We start from the raw sequence: 15,412 nt of genomic DNA on the forward strand, positions 1-15,412 counted from the left end.
GGTTCCAAATTTCGTCCCGGGAGCGCCAGGAACAAAAACCGCAAGATGAAGTTAAGAGCGGAACGCCGCGCCCTTTATCCAGTCTTCTCAACATGCTGCGCGCGCCGGTCTGCTGGGGCTTCGAACCACGGGAGGAACGGGCATGAACCTATCGGTGCAGCCAAGGACCGACACAATGTCGGCGGCCGTCGTCACGGGCCCCGGCAAAGTTCGCATCGAGACTCTGCCCCTGCCGCAGCCAAGCCCACGGCAGGTGCGGATCAGACTGGAGGGTTGTGGTGTCTGCGCCTCCAACCTCGTGCCCTGGGCAGGACCGGACTGGATGCGCTTTCCGACCGAACCGGGCGCGCTCGGCCACGAAGGCTGGGGCATCATCGATGCCGTTGGCGAGGACGTGCACGGCTTCAGGGTAGGCGATCGTGTCGCGGCCCTCTCCTATCATGCCTATGCAACTCACGACATCGCCGACCAGACGGCGATCGCTCCCCTGCCCGCGGCGCTTGCCGGTCAGCCCTTTCCTGGCGAGCCGCTCGGCTGCGCCTTCAACATATTCCGGCGCAGCGCGATCAGGCCGGGAGAGACCGTAGCTATCATCGGCATCGGCTTTCTCGGGATCCTTCTGACGGAACTCGCAAGTGCCGCAGGCGCGCGGGTTATCGCGATATCGCGCCGACCTTCCTCGCTCGCCTCAGCCGAGCGCGCCGGCGCAAGCGAAGTGATCGCGATGGACGACCATTGGCGGATCATCGAGAAGGTGAAAGAACTGACCGAAGGGCGCCTTTGCGACTGTGTCATCGAGGCGGTCGGCAAGCAATGGCCGCTCGATCTTGCCGGCGAGCTGACGAAGGAGAGAGGCCGGCTGGTCATCGCGGGCTATCACCAGGATGGCCCGCGCCAGATCAATATGCAGCTCTGGAACTGGCGCGGCCTCGATGTGATCAATGCGCATGAGCGCGACCCCGCCGTCTACATGCGCGGCATCCACGAGGCGATCGAAGCGACCGTCGCGGGGCGGCTATCGCCCTTTCGGCTCTACACCCACCGATTTCCGCTCGAGCAACTGGGCGCGGCGCTCGACATGACCCGCGACCGGCCGGATGGCTTCGTCAAGGCGCTGGTGATCTACCATGAGTGAAGCAATGCAGCTTGCGGCGGCTGTCAGTCGCCCCCGCGTCGGCTTTTTAGGGGTCGGAAGAATCGGTCTCCATCGCATGAGGGCGATCGTCGAAACCGGAGCAGTCGAGACGGCCGCGATCTTCGATCCCTCACCGGAAATGGCCGCGGCGGCGAGCAAGTTGACGCCGCAGGCCGCCGTCGTAAATTCTCTCGAGGCTTTGCTCGATCAGCAACTCGACGGGCTGGTGATCGCCTCGCCAAGCGCGCTACACGCGGCGCAGTCGATCGTGGCTCTGGAGCGCGGCGTGGCGGTTTTTTGCCAGAAGCCGCTCGGCCGCACGCGCGACGAGGCGGCGGCCGTCGTCGACACGGCCCGACACGCCGACAGGCTGTTGGGCGTCGACCTCTCCTATCGCTACACCGACGGGATGCGGCAGATCCGCGATCTCATAGTTTTGGGTGAACTTGGCACCGTCTTCGCGGTGGATCTGACCTTTCACAACGCCTATGGACCGAGCAAGCCGTGGTTCTATGACAAGGCACTTTCCGGCGGCGGCTGCGTCATCGATCTCGGCGTTCACCTCGTCGATCTCCTCCTTTGGGTTCTCGGCTTCCCGGAGGTCGCCCGCGTCGAGAGCAGGCTTTTTTCGAAGGGCGCTCGCATCCGCCGCGACGGCGACGAGGTCGAGGACTATGCCGTCGCGACGCTCGAACTTACGAACGGCGTCATCGCCCGGATCGCCTGCTCATGGCATCTGCAGGCCGGATGCGATGCGGTGATCACCGCCGACTTCTACGGGACCGAAGGCGGTGCGAGCTTCAGAAACATCGACGGATCGTATCTCGACTTCACGGCCGAACGGTATCGCGGGACTGAGCGCCAGGTGCTGGCGCTTCCGCCGGACGCCTGGGGCGGGCGTGCCGCGGCCACCTGGGCAGAGCGCCTGGCTGCAGGTCAGCGCTTCGACCCCGAGAATGAGTGCTTCGTGGCAGTGGCCGATGTCCTTGATAGAATCTACGGACGATAGACGGCTGCTAACCTCCATCGCGCGACGGGTCACGACCCTTCGCCGTCGAGCCGGCGCAAGAGGCGCGTCGCATAGCGAGACGCCGCCGCCTCCAGCCGCGGAACTTCGTCGGCTGCGGCTGCTGGCTTTGCCGAGCTCCACAGGCCGAGCTGGAAGGCGAGGTAGCAAATCTCGAGGATCGCCTGCAATTCGGCAGGGACCGCGCGGGAGCTTTCCTGCAGCACCGCGGCGCTGAGGTCAGCCGCTTCCTGTTTCGACAACTCGAATTCGACTGCGGCGGCCGCTATGTCCCAGGCGATATCCTGGCAACCGATGAGGTCGTGAGCGGCGCTGTGGTCGAGCGCGTCGGTTTTGATGAAGCCCAGCTCGCCCGCGACCAGCCACTCCCACGAATGAAGCCGATTGTCGGTGTCGACCGGCCGCACCACGCGAACATAATCCGGAGCATCGGCCAGCCGCTCCTTAAGCCGGGATGCGGCCGCCGCCCCCAGCGCCTCTTCCGTATTGACCAGGGCCATCTCGGACAGTTCGCCAAGAGACGCGCCGCCGGTCGCCGGTGGCGACAGACGACGCGCCCGGAACCCGAGATACCGGCCGAGGTGTTCTATGAAATCGGCGCGCCGGAATTCTCCTGGAGCCATCGGTCGCGCCGGCAGCCATTTCTGCACCAGGAAACCATGGCACAGTCCCGCTACCGGCGGCGTGAAGCCGTTCTCCGCCAGAAGACGGGCATTAGCGAGCTTGCGCTCTCCGGCATCGCCGAGCCCGGCGAATTTGACGAGCCATGCCCCGTCTGCCGTGTGTGCGAGGAATTTTCGCCGCTCGAATCTCAGATCGGCAGGCGGCCATGCCTGATGGTCGCCGTAAAGCGCGCGTCGCCACGCGCCGCCGGAAATATCTTGGAGCGGTTCGGTGATCGGGCCGACAAGCCCGCTCACCCAAGTGGCGAGCCGGTGTGCCGACGGGGCTGCCCCGAGCATTAGGTCATCCATCTCGACGACGTGGCGGGGGCGCGATGCCCAGCGCTCGCGGTGAGCTTGGCTGGCTTGCGAACCCGGATCTCCCCTGTGGCCGGGAAAGAAATGAATGCGATCGTCGCCGACGCCGTGTTCCAAAAGCCAATCAGCCACGCCGCCGAAGGAACTGCCGGAAAGGCCCGGCCCCTCGTCGGCAATCGCGAAGTCGGCGGTGGTGTCCTTAAGGAGTTGTCGCGAAAGCCGCGCACCTACCTCGATCGTTCTTCGGAAAGGATGACCGACCGGGCGCAGGGTTACCGGACTCCGTGCCCCGATCGCTGTAGCGACTGCAGCCGAAAGACTCGTGCCTATCGAGCGAATGCCGACGACGACGGTCTTTGCACCGAGCCCGGAGTGCCTCGCCGCCTCCATGTAAGCTTCCGGGTAGAGGGCGTAGAAGGCATAGCCCTCCGCCCCCTTGATGGAGAGCGGCAACGGCGCCCGAAGCTCCTGGAGCAGTGCCCAAACACGGCTCGGTAGGGCCAAGGGACCGGAGAAGCCCTGAGACCAGGATTTGGCGACGAGCCGCGCCAGACCAAGGAGCAGAACACCAGAGTTTTCGCGCCTTGCCGATGTCTCATCGGCGCCGAGACTCTCGAACTCGGAATCCGACAGCCCCTGTGCCAGTTCGCCGGCGCTGAGCAGCACACCGACAAGCGCGGAATGGCGGTCGAGACCGGGCGGCTGGTGCTCGATCGCCCGCAGCCGCTCGGTGATGGCGTCGCACAAGGCGTCGGCGCTCTCGCGCCACTTCGGGTCACCATAAACGAGCATCGCTCCGCCTCTTGATCATTCGCGTTGAACGCGCGGCCGCTGGAATCGATCCGCGCCATACGTGCGCCTGAAGGGAACCATTCCGGCATGCGCGGGTTTGGCAGGCATTGTAGATGCTTGGAGGGAGTGGCGCAGATGGGATCAGACTCAATACGCATCGGGCTTGCCGGGGTCGGGAACTGCGCGTCCTCACTCGTTCAAGGGATCACCTTCTATCGCGATGCAAGGGAAGACGAATCCGTCCCGGGACTGATGCATGTCAATCTCGGCGGCTATCACGTGCGCGATGTCGAAATCTCCGCCGCCTTCGACGTTGCCGCCTCGAAGGTCGGCCATGATGTGGCGGAAGCGATCTATGCCCGTCCGAACAACACCTTCCGCTTCGCGGACGTCGCTCCGACCGGTGTGCGCGTCGAACGCGGCAGGACGCTGGACGGAATCGGGCGGTACCTGCGTGAAGAGATCGAAGAATCCGATGAACCCGCCGTCGACGTCGCCGAGGTCCTGCGGCAGACCGAAACGGATATTCTGGTCTCCTATCTGCCCGTCGGCTCCGAAGTCGCCACGCGCTGGTACGCGGAGCAGGCGCTCGCCGCCGGCTGCGGCTTCGTCAACTGCATCCCCGTCTTCATCGCGTCCGACAGAACCTGGCAGAAAAAGTTCGCCGAGCGCGGGCTGCCGCTGATCGGCGACGATATCAAAAGCCAGGTCGGGGCGACCATCGTGCACCGGCTGCTCGCCAACCTTTTCCGCGAGCGCGGCGTGCGGATCGACCGGACCTACCAGCTCAATTTCGGCGGCAATACCGATTTTCTCAACATGCTGGAGCGCCAGCGGCTCGAGTCGAAGAAAATTTCGAAGACGCAATCCGTCGTCAGCCAGATGGATATACCGCTTGCGCCGGGCGACATTCACGTCGGGCCGAGCGATCACGTGCCTTGGCTCGCCGACCGCAAGTTCGCCTATATTCGCGTCGAGGGGACGACGTTCGGCGGCGTACCCCTCAATGTCGAGCTGAAGCTCGAAGTCTGGGACTCGCCCAATTCCGCCGGCGTCGTCATCGACGCGGTTCGCTGTGCGAAGCTCGCCATGGACCGTGGCCTTGCAGGTCCGCTGATCGCCCCGTCGAGCTATTTCATGAAGTCTCCACCGCGCCAGTTCACCGATGCGGAGGCCCGCACGCGGCTCGAGGAATTCATCCTTGGGGAAAGCGACGCGTTGAAGGGGGCAGCCGAGTGACGACCACGTTTCTTCTTGTGCGGCACGCCGCCCACGACAGGATCGGCAGCTTCCTGGCCGGCCGCACCGGCGACGTGCCGCTCGGTAGCGCCGGTCGCGAACAGGCCCAACGCTTGGCGGCGCGCCTCGCCCGCGAGGATATAGGTTCGATCTATGCGAGCCCGCGCAAGCGCACCCGGGAAACCGCAGCCGCGATCGCCGCCGCAGCCGCGATTGAAGAGGTGGCGACGGCCGAGGAACTTGACGAGGTGGACTTCGGCACCTGGTCCGGCAAGACCTTCGAGGTTCTCAATACGGATCCGCATTGGCGGCAATGGAACTCCATTCGCAGCCTCGTCCGCGCCCCCGGCGGTGAGACGATGCTGGATGTTCAGCGGCGGATAATGGAACTCGTCGCAGCACTGGCCGGGCGCAACAGCGACAGGAAGATCGTTCTGGTCAGCCACGCCGATGTCATCAAGGCCCTGATCTGCCATGTTCTCGGCCTCTCGATGGATTCCTGGCCCCGCTTCGACATCGCACCCGCCTCGATCTCTGCCGTGGTGGTCGGCGATTGGGGAGCGAAAGTCCTGACATTGAATGAGGGCGTGTCCTGAGCGCGACGAGCTCAATGAGCCGCTCCATCCCGTAGACACCCGCCGGTCCTTTCCGGCAGCTCGGAGGTACTTATGATCGAAGCCGCCATGATCTGGAACGAACCCAACAACAAGTCGCATTGGGATCCGGAGATCGATCCAGACTGGAGTCGTTTTGCACACATGGCGAAGCTGGCGGCGGATGCGATTCGCGATGTGAACCCGGGCCTCACACGCGTGCTCGGAGGCATCTCGCCGATCGATCCGGACTTCCTGGCGCTGATGAAGTCCTACGGCGTTCTCGACCATGTCGACGCGGTCGCGGCACACGGCTTTCCGCTCGACTGGAATCTCTGGCAGATTCATGAATGGCCGCAGAAGATCGAAGAGCTTCGCGCCGTCACGGATTTGCCGATATGGGTCAGTGAGGTCGGCGTCTCCACTTTCGGTGCCGAAGAGGTCCAGCTCTGGGGACTCAGGAGAACCGCCGAACTGCTCAAGGGCAGGGTCGAGCGCATTCAATGGTACAGCCTCTACGACCTGCCGCGCGCCTGGCCGGCAACCACTCGGCACAAGGAGGCGGAGGGGTCTTCCTACTATCGGCATTTCTACATGGGTCTTCTGCGCGAAGACGGCTCGCCCAAACCGGCGCTGGAGGAATTTGCGAAGCACACGCCTGATATCGGCTTGATGCAATGGTTCCATTTCGAGGATCACAGGCTTCTCGACGCCGTCAAATGGATGAAGCGGCTCGGAGTGACCTATCTGCGCACCGGCCTTTCCTGGGCCGACCGCTTCCGGCCCGATGCGCTCGCCTGGTTCGACCGCCAGATGGAGGCGCTCGAAGACTTCAATGTGACCGTCACCTTCTGCTTCACGCCGCAACACAGGGGCATTGCTCCCCACCATACGAGCCCCCCGATGGTGCCGGAGGAATTCGCCGCCTTTTGTGCCGAAATGACATCGCGCTATGCGCCCCCGTCAAAATCCCTCGACCTCATCGGCCGATCACCTCATTCTTCCCGCCAGCCGATGCGGCCCATGAGCTTTCCGACCCAACCCCGCGAATAGGTGACGCCCTGATAGAGGGCGAGCGACGCGGAGGCCCAGCCCATGTAAAGCGCCGGCAGGTGCAGCACCCGGGCAAGCCAGAACATGCGATGGCTCCAGGCGCTGATCGAACTGCGCAGCCAATAGATCAGCATGCGCCGCGTAGTCAGACCGGTGAATGTGGGTGTCACGCGCTTGATCGGCCTGATGCCTGCACGCGGCCAGCTCAGGCGGAAGGCGAGGCCTTCGCGCCGTTGCCTGAAGCCGGCCGCCTGTGTCCGCACCACGAAGGCGCTGTCGACTTCCCTCAGCTCAAGCCGTCCCTCCCCGGCGGCGCGGCCGATCAGATCGTGAATGAGAGGAGAGCGGATGACGACGACATTCGTGCCTCGACCATCCGACGTGTAAGGCTCCACCCAGGCGTCGCCGAACGAGACATCGGCCGTTTCGGCGGTAACGTCGTCGCAGAAATTGCAGGCGGAATTCTGGAAGAAACCGGCACCCCAGTCGCCGTCGACCAGATGCCACCAATCCTTGCTTCGCGTGCTGCCGTCTTTAAGGCGCAGATGGGCCATGTACCAGTTCGCGGGCCTGCGGGCGTCCTTCAGCCGGTAGTCGACACCCGACACCGTGCCGATCCGTTCGCCCATCTGCCAGGCGAAGCTCTCGACGAAGCGCGCGCTTTTCATGTGCCCGCAAAAGAGGCCGAGCGTGAAGGCGATGCGCTCGCGAAGCACGGCGTCCTGCAGGCATAAGAGATGCACGGCCTTGACGAAGCAGGGAATGCCGACAACCGCGTAGCGGCCGGGTCGGCGTCTCATTTCGTCGACGACCCCGGACAGTTCCACAGGATGGTAGCGCGATTTGGCGCCCTCGCGGACGCCCTCCATCGTCCGCGAAATCCGGTACCGGAAAAGGGGTTGGCGATCATCCTCGTCCTCGGACCGTGGGACGACATGCGCAACGCCGTCCACCAGATTCTTTTTCAGGAGCTCGGCGGCTGTCCAGTTTGCCAGCCCGCCGGAGCTGCCGTCCGACCTGAACGTGCCCTCTTCGACATGCCCGACATAGGCCGCCTCGAAGCGGCCGATCAGCGGATCGCTATGCCTTGCCGAAGGAAACCGGGCGGCAGCGATTTCGTCTTCGTTCCTCGAATGGGGAGAGAACGGGCAGATTTGGCCGAATTGCTGCGGATTGTGACCTTCCCCATGGCGGGACCAAACCGGCTTGAGCTGGCCATAGCCGTCGAAACGCATCGCCGCGATGCTTTCGTCCGCCTGCGCCACACAGGCACCGCAACCGATACAAAGCCCTGATCTGCGCATCTGTCCGGGCGAGAGCGCGGCATCGCCCGTTGGAGTCTTAAAGGGGTCAGTTGAGGACATTTTCCAGATAACTCTGGGATTGCCGGCGGAGGCCTGCGAGCCGGCGCGCGATGGCGGGGTCCAATGTCTCGCTGAGAATGTCCGCATAGCTCCCCTGAGGCGTGTCGGCCGATACGAGGTTGCCCTCGGTCCCCACTAAATGGGCGAGGTCGCGAATCTTGTTGGAACGGTAATCGGAAAGGACGCAGACGAACGGTTTGGCGTTCAACAGCGAGAACACGCAGCCATGGAAGAAATTCGTGGCAACCGCATCGGCATCGGCAATGAAGCCGGCGAAGTCATCCGGCCCCGCATCGATCCACTGTTCGTCGGCCCAATCGTTGCGATAGCCTATGCTGACGAGAGGGAGCGAGCGGGATGCCGCCCATTGACGGACTCCCGACTGGAACCAGCCCGGAAACGAATGGCCGTAGACGGCGACGTAAGGAGGGGTTCTTGTGGCCCCACGGATAGGTGCGATCATTTCGGGAAATTGAAGGCACGGATCAAGGACAAGCTCCGCGTCGCGTCCCAATATGCTCTCGACGATCGTTCTTGAATTGTCGTCACGCACGGAAATCCTATCGAACTTGCGCAGCCTGTCCGCCCAATGGCTTTCGAGCCCGTTTGCGGCAGGATGACTCCCGAAGGTCGCGGCATAGGAGACCACCCGCCGTGCGGCGAGGCCTTCGCCATAGAAGATGGGATACCCGCCATACCAGGGATGGCGCAGGTTCCAGACCTCGTCGCTTCCGACGACGACGAGATCATAGCTTTCGAGATCGGCCGGCTCGTCGAGCGGAAAAGCCCGACTCAGCGGGTATGTCGCAAAGGCCTCGATGAACTTCCTGATCTTCGATGAATAGAGGGGCAGGTCCGACTGCGCCGTTCTCTTCGGCAGAAGCGGCTGCAGCGCGCAGCGCCACTCGGCGCGGTCGATGCGGCGGGAGCAATGATCGAGGACAACGGGATTGGCACCGAGCGAACGAAGACCGTCCACGAGACAGCGCGCCTGCCAGAACGATCCGTAGTTGATGCAGCGATGAAAGGTCAGGACACCCAGTTTGGGCAATGGCCTCTACCTCATGGTCCGTGTAGCGCTACACTCCCGCGCGTTTTCAGCACCCGCCGGAGAGCCGGTCGCCCTCGACCGAAATCAGTCGAAGATGGTGGCCTTCGCGCCTTCGTATTCCCGCGCGAGCGCCTCGATTGCGGCCGACGCTTCTTCGAAGGTCCAGCCGGCATCTTCCGCCTTTTGGGCGAGATCGCGCAATTCGTCCGTCATCTCCCCGCCCATCGCAGCAACGATACTGTCTTGCGACGTCGCAGCCATGTCGGACACTGCGGGCCTGAGAGCCGCCATGCAATCCGCCTGCCGCCCTGGGTAATCGGAAGATTGCTGCGGCGGGGAAATCGCGTGTGAGTCCTCCATCTTTTCTCTCCATCGCTGTCGGGCTGGTTTTCTCTTGCAACGGAAGAGTTAATGACGAGCATCGGCAATTGTTCCTCGGTTGCTCGTTCGGGAGGGGCGCGATCGCCGGTTTCCGCAAACGGCGAAGCGGCCCTATTCCTTCGAGTGGCCCCCCTGCTTCTCCAGTCGTCTGAGAACCTCCTCCGGACTGATTTCGGTCGCAAGGTCGCCGACGTCCTCATCGGCAGGCGTCTTGACCTGCAGCCGATCCGCTATCGCCGAGACAAGCGTCAGCAACTGGGTCGCCTCCTGCTCGGCCAGAAGCGAAATCTGCAGATTGAGATCCGCGCGCTTGTCATCGTTGGCGGCCATTCGGTTCTGGCTGATCAGGACAAAGGTCGAAATGAAGATTGCCTCCACCGAGGCCACCATCGCGAGAATCGCGAATGTCGGATCGAAGATGGGCACGTTCGGAAACAGCCCGAGATTGGCGGCGATCCAGGAGCCGAAGATCAGCACATGCAAGTAGATGAAGGTCATGGAACCCGCAAAGTTGGTGATCCTCTCTGCTATCTTGTCTTGAACCGTTCTGTTCCGCTCGTCTTCTTCGCGCTGCTTCAGGATCGCGTTGATGTTGCGGTCGAGCCGGAGCATGCCCGGATCGGAAGGGGTCGAACACTCCTTACCAGTCGTTCCTCCGGGGGTCATGGCGAACCTCACGCTCTCGAATTCGCACCTCGACGCCGATCATCGACGGAGAAGTGTGCAACAGTCCTATCGACACGACTCGATCGCGCTATCGCAAACACGCCAGGATCGGCAAAGTTCCCCTGCCGCGCGATCCTTCACGCCGCTGCGAGGGCCGACGGCGGTATCAGTAAAGGATAGTCTCCGGTCACGTTCAAAAAAGGCCCGTCGCCTATTTAGGCCGAAGCCAGCGAGAAGATTGAAGTCTTGAGCGCAAAGACAGCGCGCCCGGGCATCATCCGCCCCGAGGCTTTTCCCTCAGGAAGCGCGATCTGCAATCTTTGATAGGGTTCCAATACGCAATGGCGGCGTCTCTTTCGGAACCAACCGACATGCCTGGGCATTCAAGCTTAGTACCTCTCGCGTGGAGACTTGGAGATGCTTGGCACCGTACTACTGATCATCCTTATTTTGTTGCTGATAGGTGCGTTTCCGACCTGGCCATACTCAGCAAACTGGGGCTATGGCCCATCCGGTTTGCTGGGGGTCGTGGTCGTCATACTATTGATCCTCGTCTTGATGGGGCGGATCTAGCGCCCGTCGCCCAGGAGCGGTTTTGGGCGACGACATGAACAGCAACAAGGATTCAAAGCGCGCCGCTAGGCGCGCTTTGAAGTCGATACGAGCGCCGGTCGAGGACGTTGCGGCTTTTCCAACGTATCGATCAATGAGGCGGCATTATTGCCGGCCGGCTTGGCCGAGCTCGGCGATCAACAGGTCGATCGCCGCGAACACGTCGATCGGCTCCCAATTGGCCGGGTTCCGGTAACGCGGATAAAGCCCAAGTGCGGCCACCGTAAGCTGATCGACGGAGGGCCTTGCGCTCGCGCGTCGCGCCAATGCGGGCTTGGCGGCAACGCCGCCCCTATCCTCGGTCAATCCCCAGCCGGCATAGAAGGGCACGGCATAGCAACGCACCGGTATGTCGCGCATGAGGGCGTCGAAGCCCACCTGACTGGAGACGGTCCAGACCTCGTCGACGACATCGAGGATCGAGGCCACGGACACTTTGTCGGCTAGCAGGACGACGCCTGTCGTCCCCGCGGCACGTTCAGTGATGTAGCCCTTGCGATAGCCCGCCATCACGTCCGGGTGCGTGCGCACGACGCATTGCGCTCCGCTCGCAAGCGCATCGTTCAGCATGCAATCGAAGGACCGACGGCTGCCGAGCGCCCGCTCCACCGAAACGTCGCCGAGAACCTGGTCGACGAGAAGGATTCGCCGGCGATGGCTCGGCTCGATCACCGGCTGGCGATGCGGCAGGTTGTTGTATTTCGACAATTTGTGACGAACCATGCGCTCGCGGATGCGCTTTCCCGTGATCTCTTCATCACTGGACGCGGCTGCGGCAATGAGTAGCTCCAGGCGCGAAGCCCGGCCGGCGTCCACGGGCAGCGCCCTATCATCGGCGATGATAGAGACCGGCGCTCCGCCGTCCTTGCCTAGGCCCACCGAACGCAGGAACCCGTCCTCCAGGTGCCAATGCGGCAATCGCCGCATGCCGGCGACCGCCATCGCGGTCTTCGCGGGAATGCGCCCGCCCCAGGAAACGACGCCCTTGATGCCGGGCGACAACGTCGAGGCAAGCGGCTGGTCACCAAAATAGCGGTCGAGCCAGGGAAAAGCTTGGCGCACGAAGAACGTAGCACCGAGCCTCGTTCCAGGCCGCGGCCACCAGGCCTTGCTCGCCGCCTCGGGCAGGCTGTCCGTCGCTTGCAACACTTCTCCGCCTTACGCTCCTTCTTAAAGTCCAGAGCGGCATGCGGACGGAAATACCGCTCCACGCACTCTGGTCGCGCTGGATCAGAAATCAGGTTGAGCCGGGAAATGCAATGATCAATGCGACCACCAATCGGCACTTCACAGCCGTAACGGCCGTCTCGCAATCAGCCGCCGTCCTCGATTTCCAGGAGAAAATAGGTGGTCGGCCCGTAGGCGGTATCGTTCGACAGCCGGAACGCGATCGGGCCGCTTCCGCGCTCGACCGGCGGGTAAAGGGTGCCGTCGAGGCCCACTGGCGAGACCTTCCATCTCGCTGCTGCCCGCGATAATGCAAGGTCGACATAGCCTTTCCGGATTTGCACAGGCAGTTCGCCAAAATCCTCGATGACCTTCTCCTCGCTGTCGCGAAAGATCATGCCGGTGTTTTGCGCGTCGGTCGCGAAGATCACGAGCAAGCGCCGGCTTGTCGAAAGACCACTTTTCGCGTCAAGCGACGAAAGGCCGACGAGCCCGTTTCCATCCGCCTGCTCGATGCGCATGACCCCGAGATCGAGCGGCTCCCGGAGCGAGGCGAAAGCTGCAGCCTCCGTCATCGGCGTTGAGACCCGAAGCTGTCCCGCCTGGCGGTCGAGCAGTATCTCGCCCGTGTCGCTGTGGTACAGCCCTCTTTCGATATCGGTGCGATTGTCCGATGCGAGCGTGCCGCGGTCGCGCAGCGCCGCTAGGATCTCTGTCGCATTCTGCACACGAGTGACGCCGATCTCGCCGTCGAACCGGTCTTCGAGCTGTAAACCGATGCGCCCGACGAGCGCCAGGGCGGTCAGGCGCTCCGGTTCGCGCGCCTGCATGTCCTCGCTTAAGTCCTCCTCGCCGCGGACCGCGAGCGGAATGGTGATGGCGGAGCGCGCAACGTCGCCGCGACGAAAGACAAGGGCACTAAGCGTTTCGCCGGCACGCGCCACCGGATCGAGCGCGATCGCGTAAGGAAGCATCGCCCGCTTGTGCGGATAGGGTTCGCCATAGGCAAGCGCGATCGGCCCGTGGCCGTGCCGACAGAGCACGTCCCAGCCCTGCAGGCCCGCGTAAGCCGGAATCGCTAGCCCCGCCTCGTAGCGGTAGCGATTCCAGAAGAGGTGGTCGTATTCGCTGACAATGAAGGGCTTTCCGAGCCAGCGCGCCGCGGAGATCATCCGCATATAGTCGACGCCGTCGGCGAGCGAACTGACCTGGCGGAGCGCACTGCCCGGAGCATAGCCGCCGACCCAGTCGTGATAGGTGTTCATGGTCACGGCTTCGAGATCGCGTCGGCTGAGCGCGGTCTGCACCGTCGGCCAATTGTTGTAGGTGCTGATCAGCCCCTCGAATCCGAGATCGCGCAGGACCTTGCTCATCCGCGCGGCAGATGCCCGTTCAGTTTCAACGAAGAAGGCCTGGAGATCGCGCATCCGCGGCCCGTCGGCATAGCGATCCGCGGGGAGCTTCACGGTGCCCAATTCGAGCCGTTCGTCGTAGCCGAGGTCCCCCCAGGCTTTCGCAAGTGCCTCCGTCGAACCGTAGCGCGCCGCAAGCCACCGGTTGAACGGTGCCGCAAGCGCGCTGGCATATGCAGGCTTGCCGGGCCGCTCATGCACAATGGTGTCGAATTCGACGCCGTTTTCATTGGCGAGGATCACCAGCGCCAACGCATCATCGCGGATGGTTGCAATCCCCGTGTAGGGATTGACGCTCGCGAGGAATTTCTCCTGCAAGCTTGCCCAGTGCGCAAAGGCCTCGTCTTCGAGATGCACCCGTAGCTTGAGATCGCCATTCGCGTCCCAGCGGTCGTCGTAGCCGCCATAGGCGCCGCGCACGGAAGACAGCCCGTCGATGATCCAATAGATGCCGTTGCGCTTCAGCGCCGCGAGCAGGTAGTGGACACGGTCAAGCGTTTCGGGATCGAAGTCGAAATCCTTCTTCCTGCCGAACATCAGGCTGGCGTCGACGAAGTGCAGCCTGGCGATATTGTAACCATGCATCGCCAACTGGCGCGCATAGCGGTCTGCGCCGTCGTGATCCGGGAAGCCGCCCGATGCCGGGCTCCAGGCGAGTGAGGCGCAAAGCATTCTGACCGGCTTTTCGGGCGCCTTGGCGAAGGCCAGACTGCCGTCCGAGCCGGCAATGAGCCGGTGATCCGCATCGATCACGCCGTTCGGGAGAATGGACGAGAAATCGAGCGGACTGCCGGGGCTCACTTCGAGCGAAACGTCGCGAACGGGCACCCATTGGTCTGCGGCATGCACCTGTGAAATCAGCCAGCCGAAAAGCGCCGCTGCCGTAAGCAGTGAGCGCGTGCTCATGCAGGCTTTCCGAGAAGCCTGCTCTCGATGGGATCGCTGGGCTGCCGCCGGCCTCTGAGCAGACCGACGGGCAAGGCGGCAGCGTGAAAGAACCAGGCGACGACCGTGTAAAGGCCCATGCGGAAGCTTCCCTTCTTCACGCTCACGAGCAGGAGGACGCCAGAGAAGATCGCGCACACCGAGGCGAGCGCCATGAGCTTGTCGGGCAGGAACAGGACCAGTCCGAGGGAAACGAGCCACCAGAGATAGACGAGTGTCCAGAGCTTCAATTCCGGCAGCTCCCTCAGCACCTGGAGGAAATAGGGTTTGCCGAGAGACGCCCTCAAGAGTTCCCCGATGCCGTAGAGATACTTGCTTTTCCAACGGCGGATGAGGAGCCGGTACGAATTGACCGTGTGGCCGAAGTGCTGGACGAAGCGGCGGTCGAGGCGATGGAGCCCCCAGCCGGCGCTTCTGAGACGAATGCCGAGATCGAACTCCTCGTAGCCGTGGAGGTTTCGGTCCGAAAAGTAGCCGACAGCCTCGATGGCGCTGCGCCGATAGAGTCCGCCGCCGTTCATGCGATCGATCGATCCGATACGGTTCTCGGGCGCCACGCGGCCGACCCGCCGGGCGAATTCGAGATTGGAAACAAGCATCTCCTCGACGTGCCCGGTGACGCCCGCGACGGAGGGATTGTCGGCAAGGAAGCGAACGGCCTCGTCGAGAAAACCTCGATCGAGCAGCATGTCACCGTCGATGAGGCAGATGTAGTCGCCGCGGGAGTACTGAAAGCCGAGTTGAGGACCGATACCGCAGCTCGGTAGCGCCGGCGGCGTGATCTGCGCGATAGCGACGGGATATCGCGAAGCAATCTCGACCGTGCGGTCGGACGATCCGCTATCGGCGACGATAACCTCGCCACCCCTTCCTTCGAGCGCCGCAAGCGCGCTCTCGATTGTTGCCGCGATGCGCTTCTCTTCGTTCAACGTCTTGATAATGATGGATATCGTCAAAAGAGCCCCCAGGTCGGCAAGGCATTGCAGCGCTGAATA

The 15,412-nt window shown here is 63.0% G+C and carries 14 protein-coding genes; 6 read left to right on the forward strand and 8 right to left on the reverse strand.

Annotated features, from left to right (window positions below; translation table 11 throughout):
- Nucleotides 1–142: 142 nt before the first annotated feature.
- Nucleotides 143–1,135, forward strand: a complete 993-nt coding sequence (locus tag AYK65_RS29240) for an MDR/zinc-dependent alcohol dehydrogenase-like family protein (protein WP_081162848.1) — start codon at nucleotides 143–145, stop codon at nucleotides 1,133–1,135.
- Nucleotides 1,128–2,144: a Gfo/Idh/MocA family protein gene (locus tag AYK65_RS29245; protein WP_026614534.1), complete on the forward strand. Its 1,017-nt coding sequence runs from the start codon at nucleotides 1,128–1,130 to the stop codon at nucleotides 2,142–2,144. Before AYK65_RS29240 ends, AYK65_RS29245 begins: the two co-directional genes overlap by 8 nt.
- 29 nt (nucleotides 2,145–2,173) lie before the next feature.
- Here the strand turns inward: AYK65_RS29245 and AYK65_RS29250 are convergent, their stop codons facing one another.
- Nucleotides 2,174–3,934, reverse strand: a complete 1,761-nt coding sequence (locus AYK65_RS29250) for a hypothetical protein (protein WP_081162849.1) — start codon at nucleotides 3,932–3,934, stop codon at nucleotides 2,174–2,176.
- A gap of 135 nt (nucleotides 3,935–4,069) precedes the next feature.
- Here AYK65_RS29250 and AYK65_RS29255 point away from each other — a divergent pair, with 135 nt between their 5' ends.
- The 3 genes from AYK65_RS29255 (at nucleotide 4,070) to AYK65_RS29265 (ending at nucleotide 6,819) form a co-directional block, all read left to right on the forward strand.
- Complete coding sequence (locus tag AYK65_RS29255) at nucleotides 4,070–5,173, forward strand: inositol-3-phosphate synthase (protein ID WP_026614536.1); 1,104 nt, start codon at nucleotides 4,070–4,072, stop codon at nucleotides 5,171–5,173.
- Nucleotides 5,170–5,769 (forward strand): histidine phosphatase family protein, encoded by a 600-nt coding sequence (locus tag AYK65_RS29260; protein ID WP_081162851.1) that lies wholly within the window; start codon nucleotides 5,170–5,172, stop codon nucleotides 5,767–5,769. Before AYK65_RS29255 ends, AYK65_RS29260 begins: the two co-directional genes overlap by 4 nt.
- Before the next feature lie 72 nt (nucleotides 5,770–5,841).
- Nucleotides 5,842–6,819 carry a glycoside hydrolase 5 family protein gene (locus AYK65_RS29265; protein ID WP_081162852.1) on the forward strand — a complete coding sequence of 326 codons (978 nt, stop codon included), beginning with the start codon at nucleotides 5,842–5,844 and terminating at the stop codon, nucleotides 6,817–6,819.
- Here the strand turns inward: AYK65_RS29265 and AYK65_RS29270 are convergent.
- From AYK65_RS29270 to AYK65_RS29285, 4 genes are all read right to left on the reverse strand, one after another.
- The gene (locus AYK65_RS29270; RefSeq protein WP_081162854.1) at nucleotides 6,762–8,183 is read right to left on the reverse strand and encodes a Coenzyme F420 hydrogenase/dehydrogenase, beta subunit C-terminal domain; all 1,422 of its coding nucleotides are present in this window, start codon (nucleotides 8,181–8,183) and stop codon (nucleotides 6,762–6,764) included. The two genes, AYK65_RS29265 and AYK65_RS29270, sit on opposite strands and share 58 nt — an antisense overlap.
- A complete protein-coding gene (locus AYK65_RS29275; protein WP_026614540.1) occupies nucleotides 8,170–9,234 on the reverse strand; it encodes a polysaccharide pyruvyl transferase family protein in 1,065 nt (354 codons plus the stop codon). Before AYK65_RS29275 ends, AYK65_RS29270 begins: the two co-directional genes overlap by 14 nt.
- 84 nt (nucleotides 9,235–9,318) lie before the next feature.
- Nucleotides 9,319–9,594 carry a hypothetical protein gene (locus AYK65_RS29280; RefSeq protein WP_081162856.1) on the reverse strand — a complete coding sequence of 92 codons (276 nt, stop codon included), beginning with the start codon at nucleotides 9,592–9,594 and terminating at the stop codon, nucleotides 9,319–9,321.
- A gap of 132 nt (nucleotides 9,595–9,726) precedes the next feature.
- Nucleotides 9,727–10,281, reverse strand: a complete 555-nt coding sequence (locus AYK65_RS29285; protein WP_046117633.1) for a DUF1003 domain-containing protein — start codon at nucleotides 10,279–10,281, stop codon at nucleotides 9,727–9,729.
- A gap of 417 nt (nucleotides 10,282–10,698) precedes the next feature.
- Here AYK65_RS29285 and AYK65_RS29290 point away from each other — a divergent pair, with 417 nt between their 5' ends.
- Entirely contained in the window at nucleotides 10,699–10,854 is a 156-nt protein-coding gene (locus tag AYK65_RS29290; protein WP_034883680.1) for a DUF3309 family protein, read from the forward strand.
- A 144-nt stretch (nucleotides 10,855–10,998) separates the two neighbouring features.
- On the opposite strand, the gene AYK65_RS29295 is transcribed toward AYK65_RS29290, so the two are convergent.
- The 3 genes from AYK65_RS29295 to AYK65_RS29305 all read right to left on the reverse strand — a co-directional run bounded on the left by AYK65_RS29295 (nucleotide 10,999) and on the right by AYK65_RS29305 (nucleotide 15,373).
- Nucleotides 10,999–12,042 (reverse strand): capsular polysaccharide export protein, LipB/KpsS family, encoded by a 1,044-nt coding sequence (locus tag AYK65_RS29295; RefSeq protein WP_244560148.1) that lies wholly within the window; start codon nucleotides 12,040–12,042, stop codon nucleotides 10,999–11,001.
- A 164-nt stretch (nucleotides 12,043–12,206) separates the two neighbouring features.
- Nucleotides 12,207–14,378 carry a glycoside hydrolase gene (locus AYK65_RS29300; RefSeq protein ID WP_081162861.1) on the reverse strand — a complete coding sequence of 724 codons (2,172 nt, stop codon included), beginning with the start codon at nucleotides 14,376–14,378 and terminating at the stop codon, nucleotides 12,207–12,209.
- A complete protein-coding gene (locus AYK65_RS29305) occupies nucleotides 14,375–15,373 on the reverse strand; it encodes a glycosyltransferase family 2 protein (protein ID WP_081163108.1) in 999 nt (332 codons plus the stop codon). Before AYK65_RS29305 ends, AYK65_RS29300 begins: the two co-directional genes overlap by 4 nt.
- Nucleotides 15,374–15,412: the final 39 nt, after the last annotated feature.

The organism is Ensifer aridi, assembly GCF_002078505.1.
GTDB lineage: Bacteria > Pseudomonadota > Alphaproteobacteria > Rhizobiales > Rhizobiaceae > Sinorhizobium > Sinorhizobium aridi.

Bases quoted from the DNA above. Each gene is read 5' to 3' on its own strand.
- AYK65_RS29245 (WP_026614534.1), top strand. From the start codon at position 1,128: ATGAGTGAAGCAATGCAGCTTGCGGCGGCTGTCAGTCGCCCCCGCGTC.
- AYK65_RS29255 (WP_026614536.1), top strand. From the start codon at position 4,070: ATGGGATCAGACTCAATACGCATCGGGCTTGCCGGGGTCGGGAACTGC.
- AYK65_RS29300 (WP_081162861.1), bottom strand. From the start codon at position 14,378: ATGAGCACGCGCTCACTGCTTACGGCAGCGGCGCTTTTCGGCTGGCTG.
- AYK65_RS29285 (WP_046117633.1), bottom strand. From the start codon at position 10,281: ATGACCCCCGGAGGAACGACTGGTAAGGAGTGTTCGACCCCTTCCGAT.
- AYK65_RS29240 (WP_081162848.1), top strand. From the start codon at position 143: ATGAACCTATCGGTGCAGCCAAGGACCGACACAATGTCGGCGGCCGTC.
- AYK65_RS29265 (WP_081162852.1), top strand. From the start codon at position 5,842: ATGATCGAAGCCGCCATGATCTGGAACGAACCCAACAACAAGTCGCAT.
- AYK65_RS29290 (WP_034883680.1), top strand. From the start codon at position 10,699: ATGCTTGGCACCGTACTACTGATCATCCTTATTTTGTTGCTGATAGGT.
- AYK65_RS29250 (WP_081162849.1), bottom strand. From the start codon at position 3,934: ATGCTCGTTTATGGTGACCCGAAGTGGCGCGAGAGCGCCGACGCCTTG.
- AYK65_RS29280 (WP_081162856.1), bottom strand. From the start codon at position 9,594: ATGGAGGACTCACACGCGATTTCCCCGCCGCAGCAATCTTCCGATTAC.
- AYK65_RS29270 (WP_081162854.1), bottom strand. From the start codon at position 8,183: ATGTCCTCAACTGACCCCTTTAAGACTCCAACGGGCGATGCCGCGCTC.